The following is a 14,470-nucleotide window of genomic DNA, read 5'->3' on the forward strand; positions in this document are numbered from 1 at the left end:
GAGTGCGAAGTCGCAATCAGGCCAATGGAGTTCGCTTATGTTTGACAATCTTTTCGGATCGGAAACAGCGAAGCGCGATGGCAGCGAAGTGTTCGCGGCCCTGAGGCAGGCGGCGAGCGAGCGAATCCTCGTGCTCGATGGCGCCATGGGCACCCAGATACAGGGGCTTGGCTTTGACGAGGATCATTTCCGCGGCGATCGCTTCATTGGCTGCGCCTGTCATCAGAAGGGCAACAACGACCTTCTCATTCTTACTCAGCCAGATGCCATCGAGGAGATCCACTATCGCTACGCCAAGGCCGGCGCGGATATTCTCGAGACCAATACGTTCTCTTCGACCCGCATCGCGCAGGCCGACTATCAGATGGAAGGTGCGGTCTACGATCTGAACAAGGAGGGGGCGGCAGTTGCGCGCCGGGCGGCAATCCGCGCAGAACGCGAGGACGGCAGGCGCCGTTTTGTGGCCGGCGCCATCGGCCCGACCAACCGTACCGCTTCGATTTCTCCCGACGTCAATAATCCCGGCTATCGCGCGGTGAGCTTCGACGATTTGCGACTGGCCTATGGAGAGCAGATCGACGGTTTGATCGACGGTGGCGCTGATATCATCCTCATCGAGACGATCTTCGATACGCTAAACGCCAAGGCAGCCATTTTCGCTTGCGAGGAGCGGTTCGAGGCGAAAGGCGTTCGCCTGCCGGTTATGATCTCTGGCACGATCACCGATCTTTCCGGCCGGACGCTCTCCGGCCAGACGCCGTCGGCCTTCTGGAATTCGGTGCGCCACGCAAATCCCTTCACCATCGGCCTCAACTGCGCGCTCGGCGCCAACGCCATGCGGCCGCACCTGCAGGAGCTTTCGGGCGCTGCCGATACCTTCATCTGCGCCTATCCCAATGCCGGCCTGCCGAACGAGTTCGGCCAATATGACGAAACGCCTGACATGATGGCGGCGCAGGTCGAAGGCTTTGCTCGCGACGGCCTCGTCAACATCGTCGGCGGCTGCTGCGGCTCGACGCCGGAGCATATCGCCGCGATCGCTCAAGCGGTTTCGAAATGTCAGCCGCGCCAGCTTGCGGCGCACCGCCCGTTCATGTCGCTCTCCGGCCTCGAACCCTTCGAGTTGACCAAGGACATCCCCTTCGTCAACGTCGGCGAACGCACAAATGTCACCGGCTCGGCAAAGTTCCGCAAACTGATCACTAATGCCGACTATACTGCAGCATTGGCCGTTGCGCGTGACCAGGTCGAAAACGGTGCGCAGGTGATCGACATCAACATGGACGAAGGCCTGATCGATTCCGAAAAGGCGATGGTCGAGTTCCTCAACCTGATCGCCGCAGAGCCGGATATCGCCCGCGTGCCCGTCATGATAGACAGCTCGAAATTCTCGATCATCGAAGCGGGCCTGAAATGCGTGCAGGGCAAGCCGATTGTCAACTCGATCTCGCTGAAAGAGGGCGAAGAGAATTTTCTTAAGCAGGCGCGACTATTGCGCAACTATGGCGCTGCCGTCGTCGTCATGGCGTTCGACGAGCAGGGGCAAGCCGATAGCTATCAGCGCAAGGTCGAGATCTGCGCGCGTGCCTACAACCTTCTGACCGAAGAGGCGGGGCTGCCGCCGGAAGACATTATCTTTGATCCGAATATCTTCGCGGTCGCGACCGGCATCGAGGAGCATAATAATTACGGCGTCGACTTCATCGAGGCGACGCGGACGATCCGCCAAACCATGCCGCTGGTTCATATCTCTGGCGGCGTATCGAATCTCTCTTTCTCCTTCCGCGGCAACGAGCCGGTGCGCGAGGCGATGCATGCCGTGTTCCTCTACCACGCCATTCAGGCGGGTATGGATATGGGTATCGTCAACGCCGGTCAGCTTGCGGTCTACGACAACATCGATCCGGAGCTGCGCGAAGCCTGCGAAGATGTCGTGCTCAACCGCCGGCCCGATGGCACCGAGCGGCTGCTCGAAATAGCCGAGCGTTTTCGTGGCGCCGGCAACCGGGAGGCCAAAGTGCAGGATCTTGCCTGGCGTGATTGGCCGGTCGAGAAGCGGCTGGAACACGCGCTGGTCAATGGCATCACCGAATATATCGAAGCGGACACCGAGGAGGCACGGCAAAAGGCGGATCGTCCGTTGCATGTCATCGAAGGTCCGCTGATGGCCGGCATGAATGTCGTCGGCGATCTCTTTGGCTCGGGCAAGATGTTCCTGCCGCAGGTGGTGAAGTCGGCCCGTGTGATGAAGCAGGCCGTGGCCGTTCTGTTGCCCTACATGGAGGCGGAAAAGCTTGCCAACGGTGGCAGCGGTGAGCGTCAGGCGGCGGGCAAAGTATTGATGGCGACCGTCAAGGGCGATGTGCACGATATCGGCAAGAACATCGTCGGCGTTGTGCTCGCCTGCAACAATTACGAAATCATCGATCTCGGCGTTATGGTGCCGGCGACGAAGATCCTGGAAACGGCAATCGCCGAGAAGGTCGATATCATCGGCCTCTCTGGGCTGATCACCCCGTCCTTGGACGAGATGGTACATGTCGCCTCGGAAATGGAGCGTCAGGGGTTTGATATCCCGTTGCTGATCGGCGGCGCGACCACCAGCCGTGTGCACACGGCTGTAAAGATCCATCCGCGTTATGAAAAGGGGCAGACGGTGTATGTCACCGATGCCAGCCGTGCCGTCGGTGTCGTCTCGGCGCTGTTGTCGCCGGAGGCTCAGCAGGGCTATGTCGATACGGTCCGCGCTGAATATGCCAAGGTCGCCGCGGCGCATGCCCGCAGCGAGGCGGAGAAGGTGCGCCTGCCTATCGCAAGGGCCCGCGAGAATGCCGAGAAGGTCGATTGGGCTAATTACAAGCCGGTGACACCGCAGTTCTTCGGAACGAAGGTGTTTGAGAACTACGATCTGGCGGAACTGGCCACATATATCGACTGGACACCGTTCTTCCAGACCTGGGAATTGAAGGGCCGTTTCCCGGCAATCCTCCAAGACGAGAAGCAGGGTGAAGCAGCACGACAGCTTTATGCCGATGCGCAGGCGATGCTGGAAAAAATCATAGCAGAAAACTGGTTCCGTCCGCGCGCCGTCGTCGGCTTCTGGCCGGCGGGTGCGATCGGAGATGACATCCGCCTGTTCACCGATGAGGGTCGCACCGACGAACTCGCGACCTTCTTTACATTGCGTCAGCAATTGTCGAAGCGAGACGGCCGGCCGAACGTGGCTCTGTCGGATTTTGTGGCGCCGGTTTCGAGCGGCGTCGGCGATTACGTCGGCGGTTTCGTCGTCACGGCAGGTATCGAGGAAATAGCCATTGCCGAGCGTTTTGAGCGTGCCAATGACGATTACTCTTCGATCCTTGTCAAGGCGCTAGCCGATCGTTTCGCTGAGGCTTTTGCCGAGCGGATGCATGAGCGGGTACGGCGCGAGTTCTGGGGCTATGCCAAGGATGAAAACCTTAGCGGCGACGACCTGTTGTCGGAATCTTATGCCGGCATCCGCCCGGCACCGGGCTATCCTGCCCAGCCCGACCACACCGAGAAGGGGACCCTGTTCCGTCTGCTCGATGCGGAAGCGGCAACGGGCGTGAAGCTCACCGAAAGCTACGCCATGTGGCCCGGCTCCTCTGTCTCCGGCCTCTATATCGGCCATCCCGACTCCTATTATTTCGGTGTCGCCAAGGTCGAGCGAGATCAGGTCGAAGACTATGCGGCCCGCAAGGACATGCCGATTGCCGAAGTGGAGCGTTGGCTCGGACCTGTGCTCAACTACGTGCCGGAAAAGCGCGATGCTGCCGTGGACGATGCGGCGTGACGATCGGGTTCGAAGCCGGGGTGGAAAATGCCCGTTGCTGCGACCGCGATAGAAAACAATATGCCATTGATATCTGTCGACGAGGTTTGCGACGGGCTTGCCGATCACGCCGACTGGATTGCCCGGCTCTCGTGAATTCCGCGGTCTAGTCTTTTGAATTCAGAGAATCTTGTCCGCTTTCCGGTGGTTCCATCTGATAGCGGGATGCTCTAGGTCGGCCCGATCGTCAGCTCCGCAACAAAGTCATATGCGTCTCCTCGGTAAAGCGAGCGGGTGAATTCCACGGCGCGACCCGAGCCGAGGTAGGAGATGCGTTCGATCGATAGGCCGGCGGCGCCGACAGGGACACCGAGCAGACCAGCGTCGGCTTCTTTCATGTTAGTCGCGGAGATGCGTTGTACGGCACGAACCGGGCGGACCTGGCGCTTTTCGAGCTCGGCATAGAGCGAGGCGGTCACGGTCGATGGGTCGGGCAGGAACTCGCCGGAGACGCTGGCATGTTCGATGGCCAGCGGCTGGTCGTCGGCGATGCGCAGACGGCTGAGGCGGGAGACCTTGGTGTCGGCTGCGAGGCCGAGGATCATCATTTCATCGGGCGAAGGGGTGTGCACGCCCTTGTGCAGCCATTCGGAGCGTGCCGTCATGCCGCGCCGGGCCATATCTTCCGTGAAAGACGTTAGCTGGGACAGGCGTTGTTCGACCTTGGAAACAGGTTTGGCGACGAAGGTGCCGGAGCCGTGGCGACGGACGAGCACGCCTTCGGCGACGAGATCGTCGATCGCCTTGCGCACTGTCACGCGGCTGACGGCGGCATATTCGGCGATGTCGCGTTCCGGCGGCAGGGCATCGCCATGTTTCAACGTTCCGACCTTGACGGCGTCTTCGAGCGTCCGGCGAAGCTTGACATAGAGCGGACCGGTTCCGCCGGCGAGCAGGCGTCCTGGCGAAAAGATATGGCTCAGATCCTCTGTCATGGCGTGCCCCCCGTGTCATTTTGCAGGAGCTTGGCCGCCAGTTCGACCGCGCCGCGCAATACGTCGCCTTTCGGTTCCGTGAGAAGCGCCTTATGCCGCGCATCGAGCCAGGGATGATATGCCTTCGAGAGGCCGCCCAGCAGGCAAATCGACGGGCATTCGGGCCAGAGCAGGGCATCGAGACTTTCGGAGATGGCGCTTACCGCTGTCTTCACGATGCCGACAGCGATCACATCGCCGCTTTCGGCGTATTCGAAGACCATCGGTGCATAACGCGCGAAATCCTTTGGTTTGGAAACATGCGCGAATTCGACGATGCGTTCGGGATCGCCGCCAAATTCCGTCATGATTTTCTCGGTAAGCGGCGAGGGTTGGCGTACACCGTCCCGTGCCAGAAGCGATCGTTCCAGCAAATCGCGGCCGAGACGCGCACCGCTGGCCTGGTCGCCGACGACAAAACCCCAGCCGCCGATACCCCAGATCTTGCCCTTACAGCGGGCGTTGTAGACGGAGCCGGTGCCGAATGCGCCGATGACTCCGTCGGCATCGCCGAGCGCACCCTGAAGCGCAATCATTGCATCGGTGACGACGTGGCCGTTCGCAAAGGGCAGGGCTTTTTCGATGCGCTTGCCGTAGTCGCCGACATTGGCACCGGCCGTGCCAACAACTGCGGGCAGTTTATACGCCAGCTCCGGATCGAGTCCTGCATCGTTGAGTGCCTGTCGTGCGGATGCGACGATATTGATCAAAGAGTTTTCGAGATCGGAAAGGATGTTGGCGGCACCCGCCTTGCCGGTGCCGAGAACTTTGCCCATTCTGTCCGTCACAGCAGCGCGGCAGCTTGTCCCGCCGCCGTCGATACCGATCGCAAACTCCGCCATCGCATCCTCCGGATACCACCCATTCCCCATTTTTTCCTACAATACCAAAAAAATACCATTTACCAATAGGCAATGCGTCGCTTTTTTCGTCTCTGTATCATATTGAAAAATATTGATAAAATTTTTTTGTCGTTTTTTCTCGCTCCTAAAAGTTAAATTCGGCTGGACAATTGGTATTTTTTTGGCCTTAATTCTTGTCAAGGGAACAGTTCGAACAGGCATCGGCAGAACCGGCAGGATAACAATAGCCGGAAGGCCTAGCAGAAGGTGGCGGACCTCTGCCGTTGTCAGGAGCCGCGTGGATCAAGAGGGTCCATGCGACAGCGTTGTCATGAATTTCCCGTGTGTTGAGTTTCTGGTGTCTCTGTCCGGTCGTCCGGCAGGTCACGTCGGGCCGATCAGGCACAGTGCCTCGCGTGCCCTTGTGCATTTGGGGCCGGCAATGTTGGCGGTCCTTGTGGAGCGTTGGCTGTTTCCTCGGATATGCCAGCGGATTTTTCAGATCGAGAACAGTGCCTTATTCCAGGCGCTTAAACAGGAGAGGGAAATGAAAAACAATGTTCTGAAGGGCTTGCTCCTCGCATCCAGCCTGCTGACCTCGGTTAGCTTTGCGCATGCGGCGGACGTGACGCTGACGCTTGAAAGCTGGCGCAACGACGACCTGCAGATTTGGCAGGACAAGATCATCCCGGCTTTCGAAGCCAAGAACCCCGGCATCAAGGTCGTCTTCTCGCCGACGGCTCCGACCGAGTACAACGCAGCGCTGAACGCCAAGCTCGACGCCGGTTCTGCGGGCGACATCATCACCTGCCGCCCGTTCACCTCGCTGGACCTCTTCAACAAGAAGCAGCTCTCCGACCTGACGTCGCTGCCGGGCATGGACAACTTCTCGCCGGTGGCCAAGGCCGCCTGGACCACCGACGACGGCAAGTCGACCTTCTGCGTGCCGATGGCTTCGGTTATCCACGGCTTCATCTACAACAAGGACGCCTTCGACAAGCTCGGCCTGAAGGTTCCGACGACCCGCGACGAATTCTTCGCGGTTCTCGACAAGATCAAGGCTGACGGCACTTACATTCCGATGGCCATGGGCACGAAGGACCTCTGGGAAGCCGCTACGATGGGCTACCAGAACATCGGTCCGAACTATTGGAAGGGTGAAGACGGTCGTGAGGCCCTGATCGCCGGCAAGGAAAAGCTGACCGACGCTCCGTGGGTCGATCCCTACAAGGAACTCGCTAAGTGGAAGCCTTACCTCGGCGACGGTTTCGAGGCCCAGGGCTACGCGGACAGCCAGAACCTCTTCACGCTCGGCAGGGCTGCCATCTACCCGGCCGGTTCGTGGGAAATCGCGCTGTTCAATACGCAGGCCCAGTTCAAGATGGGTGCCTTCCCGCCGCCGGTCGCAAAGGCTGGCGACACGGCTTACATCTCCGACCATCCGGATATCGGCGTCGGCCTGAATACCAAGAGCGCACATCCGGACGAAGCCAAGAAGTTCCTGAGCTGGGTTGCTTCCGACGAGTTCGCTAACCTTTACGCCAACTCGCTGCCGGGCTTCTTCAGCCTGAACTCGCATCCGGTGAAGATGACCGATCCGCTCGCCCAGGAATTTGTCTCCTGGCGCGACAATCACAAGTCGACCGTTCGCTCGACCTACCAGATCCTGTCGCGCGGCACGCCGAACCTGGAAAACGACACCTGGACGGAATCCGCCAACGTCATCAACGGCACGGATACGCCGGACGCTGCTGCCGCAAAGCTGCAGAAGGGCCTCGACAGCTGGTACAAGCCGGCCAAGTGATCCTGCCTTGATGCATCCGGACGAGGGGCCTTTCTAAGCTCCTCGTCCTCGCTCTCTTCCCGCGCGGTAGGCGGTCAGAGAGAAAGATAGAGGGTGCGGCTTGCCGCTTTTCCCGGCTGCCGGGACAAGACAGAGCCGCACCCTTCTTCATTTTCTATGCGACAGGCGCCAGGCTGGCGACAGTCGAGATATCAGCATCGTGACGCGCCGGACGTCGTTTCTCCACAATTGTTTGGGGCCGGGATTGCGGACGAATTTGACCATTTGCGCTGCCGCCCTGAGCTGCAGCCAATAAAAACGGGCAGAATGCCATGAGCGAAGCCGAATTATCTGCCGCACACACCGCGGCACCGATCAAGCGCCAAATGCGCTGGCATATCCTCGTTTTCCTTCTTCCGGCCTTCATAGTCTATACGGCCGTGATGATCCTGCCTCTAATCGAGACGTTGCGGCTCTCGCTTTTCAATGTCGTCGACAACCAGCCTGTCTTTGTCGGCCTCAATAATTTCAAGGTCTTGTTTGGGGATGAACGTTGGGCGCATGATTTCTGGAATGCGCTGCGCAACAATGTGATCTTTTTCATCATCCATATGTGCGTACAGAACCCCATCGGTGTTGCGCTCGCAGCACTTCTTTCTCTGCCGAAGTTGCGGTTTGTCGCCTTCTACCGCACGGCCATGTTCCTGCCGACGCTGCTGTCCTTCGTCATTGTCGGCTTCATCTGGAAACTGATCCTGTCGCCGCTTTGGGGTGTCGCACCCGATCTGATGGGGCTGGTCGGCCTGAAGTCCTTCTTTGCGCCCTGGCTTGGTAAGCCTGGTACGGCGCTGGTTACCGTCGCGCTGATTTCGGTCTGGCAATATGTCGGAATTCCGATGATGCTGATTTATGCGGCGCTGCTCAACATTCCCGAGGAAGTTATCGAAGCTGCCGAATGCGACGGCATCACAGGCTGGAGCCAGTTCTGGAAGATCAAACTGCCACTTGTGCTGCCAGCGATCGGCATCATTTCGATCCTGACCTTCGTCGGAAATTTCAACGCTTTCGACCTTGTCTATACTGTTCAAGGCGCGCTAGCAGGGCCGGATGGTTCCACGGATATTCTCGGTACTCTGCTCTACCGTGTGTTCTTCGGCTTCCAGCTACAGGCCGGCGACCGCTCGATGGGCGCTACCATTGCGACGGTGATGTTCCTGATCATCCTCGCCGGCGTCTCGTTCTATCTTTTCATCGTCCAGCGGCGCATCCGCCGCTACCAGTTCTGAGGAGAGGCGACCATGTCCAAGGCACGCACTTCCCTTATCCGCACCGGCCTCGTGCATCTCGCGCTCATTGCTTACACGCTGATAGCGCTGTTTCCGGTGTTTCTCACCATCGTCAACTCGTTCAAGGACCGCGCTTCGATCTTTCGCGTGCCCTTGAGCGTTCCCACCCCGTCCACTTTCAGCTTGATCGGCTATAAGACAGTACTGGGGCAGGGTGATTTCGCCACCTATTTCCAGAACAGTTTCGTCGTGACAATCGTCTCGATCATCTTCACGCTGCTGTTCGGCGCCATGGCCGCGTTTGCGCTGTCGGAATACCGTTTCCGGGGCAATACAATCATGGGGCTTTATCTCGCGATCGGGATCATGATCCCGATCCGCCTCGGCACGGTCGCCATCCTGCAGGGCATGGTCGCCGCCGGTCTGGTCAATACGTTGACCTCGCTGATCCTCGTTTACACGGCGCAGGGCCTGCCGCTGGCGATTTTCATTCTCTCGGAATTCATGCGTACTGTTTCCGATGACCTGAAGAATGCCGGGCGCATCGATGGGCTCAGTGAATATGCGATCTTCTTCCGTCTCGTGCTGCCGCTGGTGCGTCCTGCCATGGCGACGGTTGCTGTCTTCACCATGATCCCGATCTGGAACGACCTGTGGTTCCCGCTAATCCTGGCACCGAGCGAGGCGACCAAGACTGTTACGCTGGGGTCGCAGATATTCATTGGCCAGTTCGTCACCAACTGGAATGCAGTGCTGGCGGCGCTGTCGCTCGCCATCCTGCCGATCCTCGTGCTTTACGTTATCTTTTCGCGCCAACTCATTCGCGGCATTACTTCTGGAGCAGTCAAGTGAGCTCATCCGAAAAGCCGATCCGTGTTCTCGTCGCCGGCCTGGGCAATATGGGCCGCAGCCATGCGCTCGCCTATCACAACAATCCTGGTTTCGAGGTGGTGGGCCTCGTTAACCGCTCCACGCCGAAGCTGGCGGATGAGCTGCGGGGGTACACGATCCATGCGGATTTCGAGACGGCTCTGAAAGAGCTGAAGCCTGATCTCTGCTCGATCAATACTTATTCCGACAGTCACGCCGACTATGCGGTGATGGCTTTCGAAGCCGGCTGCGACGTTTTCGTCGAAAAGCCGCTGGCAACGACCGTCGAGGATGCCGAACGTGTGGTGGCGGCCGCGAAGAAAGCCGGCCGCAAACTGGTGATCGGCTATATCCTGCGCCATCATCCGTCGTGGATGCGCTTGATCGCCGAAGCCCGCAAGCTCGGCGGCCCCTATGTTTTCCGCATGAACCTGAACCAGCAGTCGAGCGGCCCGACCTGGGAAACGCACAAGGCGCTGATGCGGACGACGTCGCCGATCGTCGATTGTGGCGTGCATTATGTCGACGTCATGTGCCAGATCACTGACGCCAAGCCGGTCGAGGTGCGTGGCATGGGCCTGCGTATGTCGAACGAGATCGCGCCGGATATGTACAACTACGGCCATCTGCAAGTGATCTACGAAGATGGTTCGGTTGGCTGGTATGAGGCCGGCTGGGGGCCGATGATTTCCGAGACCGCCTTCTTCGTTAAGGATGTCATGTCGCCGAACGGTGCGGTTTCTATCGTCATGGACCCGAATGCGAAGTCCGATGACATCGACACTCACACCAAGACGTCCGTTATCCGGCTGCACACCGCCGAAACCGGTCCGGACGGTAAGTTCATCCGGCCGGACCAGGATCTGCGCATGGACGGCGAGCCAGGTCATCAGGAGCTGTGCGACCTCGAGCAGGCCTTCGTACTGAAGGCGATCCGAGAGGATGCCGATCTCAGCCGCCATATGGCCGACGCCGTTCAATCGCTGCGTATCTGCCTCGCCGCCGACGAGAGCGTGCGCACCGGCAAGCCCGTTTATTTGTAAGGGATAAGAGACTGTGGGATCGCTTCAACTGAAATCCATCCGCAAAGCTTATGGCACGCATGACGTGCTGAAGGGTATCGATCTCGAGGTGAAGGACGGCGAGTTCGTCATCTTCGTCGGCCCTTCCGGTTGCGGTAAGTCGACCCTTCTGCGCAGCATCGCCGGTCTAGAAGATGTGACCTCGGGCGCAGTTTTGATCAATGGCCAGGACGTCACCGTGACACCGCCGGCCAAGCGCGGCATTTCCATGGTGTTCCAGTCCTACGCGCTCTATCCGCATCTTACGGTGAAGGACAATATGGGCCTCGGCCTGAAGCAGGCTGGCACCGCCAAGGATGAGATCGAGAGCCGTGTCGACAAGGCGTCCGGCATGCTCTCCCTCGGACCTTATCTCGCCCGACGTCCGGCTGAACTTTCCGGTGGCCAGCGTCAGCGCGTTGCCATCGGCCGCGCCATCGTGCGCGAGCCGGAACTCTTTCTCTTCGACGAGCCGCTGTCGAACCTCGATGCGGCGCTGCGCGTGCAGACCCGCCTTGAAATCGCCCGTCTGCATCGCAGCCTGAAGGCGACGATGATTTATGTCACCCACGATCAGGTCGAGGCCATGACGCTGGCCGACAAGATCGTCGTGATGAACGCCGGCGCGATCGAGCAGATCGGTTCGCCGATGGAGCTTTATAACCGCCCTGCCAACATCTTCGTCGCCGGCTTTATCGGTTCGCCGCAGATGAATTTCATCGCCGCGGAAAAGCTCGAGCAAGGTGGCGCCAAGACGATCGGCATCCGCCCCGAGCATATCACCTTGTCGCGCGAACAGGGAACTTGGGCCGCCAAGGTCATCCATGTCGAGCACCTCGGCGCCGACACGATCATCTATCTCGAATCCGACCATACCGGTCTTCTGACCGTGCGCCTGTTCGGCGAACACAAATACGAGCCGGACGAAACGGTCTATGCGACGCCGGACACAGGACATATGCATCGCTTCGACGCGAACGATCAGGCCATTCGGGCGTAAGCGTTGGTAATTAACAAATTGAAGAGGGCTCTGCTTCGGCAGGGCCCTCTTTTTATTTGTCCAACGATAGCTTCAAATAGTCCAGTCGTCCGGACGAATTCATGTGTTTGTCACAGAGCTGCGTTATTGCTCGCTCAGTCCACTCCAACAGCGAGCGCATCATGACAAACGCAGCAACTACCTACGCAACGTGGCATACCGAACCGAATGGCGACATCGCGATGGCGGAGTCGCATAGTCCGCTTTGGCGGCATTTCATCGAGACCGTGCCGGAGCGGGATTTTTCGTCGAAAACGGTGCTGGATTTCGGCTGCAATCGCGGCGGCTTCCTGCGGCTGCTTCACGCGATGCGGCCATTCCGCCGCGGTGTCGGCATCGACATCGCCTCGGACTCAGTTGCGGCGGCTGTCGCAGCCAAGGGTAACATGCCGCTGCAATTTCATGTGACCACTGATCTCACTCCCTTTGCCGACAGCTTCGATGTCGCCTTCAGCTATGAGGTCGTTTACCTCCTGCCGGAGCTCAAGCGGCATGCCGAGCAGATGTTCGAGGTCATGCGCAATGGCGGCGTCTATTATGCCGTCACTGGTTGCCACAATGAGATGCCGCTTTGGCCGAAGTGGCGCGAGCTGATCGGCGCCAACAGCAATGCGCCGGTGCAGGATCGCGCCCCGCAAGATTATATCGATGCCTTCGTAGCAGCGGGCTTTGATGTCTCCGTCAGGCGTTTCGGCTATGACGGCTTCGTCAGCGGGTCGAAGGATCGTAAATATTATCCGAGTATTCTTGATGCGCTGAGCTATCCTGCTGAATACAAGCTGTTGTTCCGGCTTGAGAAGCGCGTGTGACATGGAGACGATCGATCGCAAGAGCGGCAGCGCTCTCTGGCATCAGATCGGCGAAATCCTGGCGGCGGACATCGCCGCCGGGATTTTCGCGCCGGGGGACCGGCTGCCGACGGAACCGGAGCTGATGCAGCGCTTTGGTGTCAGCCGGTTTACTGTGCGACAGGCGCTCGGCCGTCTGGAGCAGCGCGGATTGGTGCGCGCGGAGCAGGGACGGGGAACCTTCGTTCACAAGGGCGTACTCGACTATACGCTCTCGAAGAAGACACGGTTTTCCCAGAATATGGTCGACCAGGGTTTCGAGCCCGGCGGCGAACTGTTGATCCACGAGATCATTCCTGCGTCCGAGCATGTGGCCGCGCGACTGCGGCTTGCACCGGGCGACCCGGTGATCCATCGCCGCGGTGTCATGACGGCCGATGGCATGCCTATCGAATGTGGCGACAGCTATTATCCGGCGGAACGTTTTCCCGATTTCGACAAGGCAAGGCTGCGCTATCCGACGATTACTGCTGCGCTCGCCAGCTACGGCGTCCACGACTATGTGCGTCTATCGACTGAGATCGAAGCACGCATGCCGACTGCCGAAGAGGCGAGGCTGTTGCGCCAGCCGAAGTCCTTACCGGTGCTTGTTACCCTCAAGGTGGACGTCGATACCGCCGGTGTGCCCATCGCCTTTGCGGAGGCGCTGTGGCCAGCGGAACGGGTGACCTTCAAAGTTGATGTGGGATAAAACGACGTGTCTATTTGTGCGACAGGATGTTCACCGTCTTGCCGAAAGGATCGCGAACATAGAAGCGCCTGACACCCCAGGGTTCGTCGGTCAGATCGTAGACAATATCGAACTGCATCGATTGGGCGCGGTGATAGATCTGGTCGACATCATCGACCTCTATGGACAGATCGGGGACAAGGGTTCCCGAGCCGCCTTCGCTGGCGATGCTGATCTGCGGCGCGGTCGGTGCTTTCGAGGCGAAGGTGATGATCCAGCCGTGGTCCATGACAATATCCAGGCCGAGCAGGTCGCCATAGAAGACACGAGCGCTAGCGGGATCAACGGCATGCAGATTGGGGACAATGCGCAGGACAGTCATACGATGCTCCTTGGCGGAGAAATGGAGGCGAGCCTTTGCCGCGCCTCCACCATCTTACCTTAGACCGTCACCGAGGGCAGCAGCTTGGCGCGTTCGCTCAGGATCTGCCGGCAGGCGTTCGCCACTTCCTGACCCTTGATGACGAAATGCTGCTTGAAGAAGTGAATATGCGCTTCCGTCTCTTGGAAATGATGTGGCGTCAGCACGGTCGAAAGAATCGGCACGCCGGTATCCAGTTGAACGCGCATCATCGCGTCGAGAACGGTATCGGCAACGAAGTCGTGGCGGTAGATGCCGCCGTCGACAACGAAAGCGGTCGCGATGATCGCTGAATAGCGGCCGTTTCGCGCGAGCGTCTGAGCATGCAGCGGGATTTCCAAGGCACCTGGTACATCGAAAATGTCGATGGGGGAGGCACCCTCGGTTTTCTGCCATTCGGTAACGAAGGAATTGACGCATTGGTCGACGATGTCGGCATGCCAGCGGGCCCGGATCAACGCTATGCGGCCCGGCTGTGTGGAAATGGAAATAGTCATGAACTTTGCCTTTCAAGGGTTTAACTTAATATCCCTTGGGCGAACACGCAGGATCGCTTAAGCCCCTCGCGCGGAGGAGCTGTCGATCCAGCTTGCTCTCTTCCATCCGGACTATACCGTCGGCTCCGGCTTCTCACCGGATCTGCTGACCCTTCCGGCGAAGCGGAAGGCGCTCGCGGGCTCGGAGACTAGTCTCCATACCGCCGGTGGGGAATTGCACCCCGCCCTGAGAACGGCTGGACTATAAATGCGGTGCAACAAAAAACAAAGAAAAACGCCGGGCGATTTACCCGGCGCTTGCGAAAAATCTGTCCAATTGTCCCGTC

Annotated in this window: 12 protein-coding genes and 1 riboswitch; of the genes, 8 read left to right on the top strand and 4 right to left on the bottom strand. The window is 59.1% G+C overall.

All coding sequences use genetic code 11. The features are described from left to right. Positions 1–37 precede the first annotated feature (37 nt). A complete protein-coding gene (gene metH / locus FHT86_RS02905; RefSeq protein ID WP_133705440.1) occupies positions 38–3,814 on the top strand; it encodes a methionine synthase in 3,777 nt (1,258 codons plus the stop codon). Between the two features lie 209 nt (positions 3,815–4,023). Here the strand turns inward: metH and FHT86_RS02910 are convergent, their stop codons facing one another. After that, positions 4,024–4,788, bottom strand: coding sequence for a GntR family transcriptional regulator (locus FHT86_RS02910; RefSeq protein ID WP_133705441.1), 765 nt, complete (start codon positions 4,786–4,788; stop codon positions 4,024–4,026). Next, positions 4,785–5,669, bottom strand: coding sequence for a BadF/BadG/BcrA/BcrD ATPase family protein (locus FHT86_RS02915; RefSeq protein WP_133705442.1), 885 nt, complete (start codon positions 5,667–5,669; stop codon positions 4,785–4,787). The genes FHT86_RS02910 and FHT86_RS02915 overlap by 4 nt, the downstream gene beginning before the upstream one ends. A 547-nt stretch (positions 5,670–6,216) precedes the next feature. On the opposite strand from FHT86_RS02915, the gene FHT86_RS02920 reads away from it, so the two are divergent. From FHT86_RS02920 to phnF, 7 genes are all read left to right on the top strand, one after another. After that, positions 6,217–7,473, top strand: coding sequence for an ABC transporter substrate-binding protein (locus tag FHT86_RS02920; RefSeq protein ID WP_133705443.1), 1,257 nt, complete (start codon positions 6,217–6,219; stop codon positions 7,471–7,473). Between the two features lie 311 nt (positions 7,474–7,784). Beyond that, positions 7,785–8,738 carry a carbohydrate ABC transporter permease gene (locus tag FHT86_RS02925; protein WP_133705444.1) on the top strand — a complete coding sequence of 318 codons (954 nt, stop codon included), beginning with the start codon at positions 7,785–7,787 and terminating at the stop codon, positions 8,736–8,738. Between the two features lie 12 nt (positions 8,739–8,750). Continuing rightward, the gene (locus tag FHT86_RS02930) at positions 8,751–9,590 is read left to right on the top strand and encodes a carbohydrate ABC transporter permease (RefSeq protein ID WP_133705445.1); all 840 of its coding nucleotides are present in this window, start codon (positions 8,751–8,753) and stop codon (positions 9,588–9,590) included. Further along, a complete protein-coding gene (locus FHT86_RS02935; RefSeq protein ID WP_133705446.1) occupies positions 9,587–10,651 on the top strand; it encodes a Gfo/Idh/MocA family protein in 1,065 nt (354 codons plus the stop codon). Before FHT86_RS02930 ends, FHT86_RS02935 begins: the two co-directional genes overlap by 4 nt. Before the next feature lie 13 nt (positions 10,652–10,664). Further along, on the top strand, positions 10,665–11,669 hold the full coding sequence (locus FHT86_RS02940; RefSeq protein ID WP_133705447.1) for an ABC transporter ATP-binding protein: 1,005 nt from the start codon (positions 10,665–10,667) through the stop codon (positions 11,667–11,669). Positions 11,670–11,830: 161 nt separating this feature from the next. Then, positions 11,831–12,517: a bifunctional 2-polyprenyl-6-hydroxyphenol methylase/3-demethylubiquinol 3-O-methyltransferase UbiG gene (locus tag FHT86_RS02945; RefSeq protein ID WP_133705448.1), complete on the top strand. Its 687-nt coding sequence runs from the start codon at positions 11,831–11,833 to the stop codon at positions 12,515–12,517. Between the two features lies 1 nt (position 12,518). Then, a complete protein-coding gene (phnF, locus tag FHT86_RS02950) occupies positions 12,519–13,247 on the top strand; it encodes a phosphonate metabolism transcriptional regulator PhnF (protein WP_133705449.1) in 729 nt (242 codons plus the stop codon). 10 nt (positions 13,248–13,257) lie between these two features. On the opposite strand, the gene FHT86_RS02955 is transcribed toward phnF, so the two are convergent. Next, the gene (locus FHT86_RS02955) at positions 13,258–13,608 is read right to left on the bottom strand and encodes a VOC family protein (protein ID WP_133705450.1); all 351 of its coding nucleotides are present in this window, start codon (positions 13,606–13,608) and stop codon (positions 13,258–13,260) included. Positions 13,609–13,667: 59 nt separating this feature from the next. Next, entirely contained in the window at positions 13,668–14,144 is a 477-nt protein-coding gene (locus tag FHT86_RS02960; protein WP_133705451.1) for a 6,7-dimethyl-8-ribityllumazine synthase, read from the bottom strand. 90 nt (positions 14,145–14,234) lie between these two features. After that, a riboswitch (FMN riboswitch) is annotated at positions 14,235–14,382 on the bottom strand. Positions 14,383–14,470: the final 88 nt, after the last annotated feature.

The sequence above is a fragment of the Rhizobium sp. BK313 genome (genome assembly GCF_014193655.1).
Classification (GTDB): domain Bacteria; phylum Pseudomonadota; class Alphaproteobacteria; order Rhizobiales; family Rhizobiaceae; genus Rhizobium.

What these genes read in the sequence shown, in the direction of transcription:
- FHT86_RS02925 (WP_133705444.1), top strand. Translation starts at nt 7,785, where the DNA reads ATGAGCGAAGCCGAATTATCTGCCGCACACACCGCGGCACCGATCAAG.
- FHT86_RS02910 (WP_133705441.1), bottom strand. Translation starts at nt 4,788, where the DNA reads ATGACAGAGGATCTGAGCCATATCTTTTCGCCAGGACGCCTGCTCGCC.
- FHT86_RS02955 (WP_133705450.1), bottom strand. Translation starts at nt 13,608, where the DNA reads ATGACTGTCCTGCGCATTGTCCCCAATCTGCATGCCGTTGATCCCGCT.
- metH (WP_133705440.1), top strand. Translation starts at nt 38, where the DNA reads ATGTTTGACAATCTTTTCGGATCGGAAACAGCGAAGCGCGATGGCAGC.
- FHT86_RS02915 (WP_133705442.1), bottom strand. Translation starts at nt 5,669, where the DNA reads ATGGCGGAGTTTGCGATCGGTATCGACGGCGGCGGGACAAGCTGCCGC.
- FHT86_RS02945 (WP_133705448.1), top strand. Translation starts at nt 11,831, where the DNA reads ATGACAAACGCAGCAACTACCTACGCAACGTGGCATACCGAACCGAAT.
- FHT86_RS02960 (WP_133705451.1), bottom strand. Translation starts at nt 14,144, where the DNA reads ATGACTATTTCCATTTCCACACAGCCGGGCCGCATAGCGTTGATCCGG.
- phnF (WP_133705449.1), top strand. Translation starts at nt 12,519, where the DNA reads ATGGAGACGATCGATCGCAAGAGCGGCAGCGCTCTCTGGCATCAGATC.
- FHT86_RS02920 (WP_133705443.1), top strand. Translation starts at nt 6,217, where the DNA reads ATGAAAAACAATGTTCTGAAGGGCTTGCTCCTCGCATCCAGCCTGCTG.
- FHT86_RS02930 (WP_133705445.1), top strand. Translation starts at nt 8,751, where the DNA reads ATGTCCAAGGCACGCACTTCCCTTATCCGCACCGGCCTCGTGCATCTC.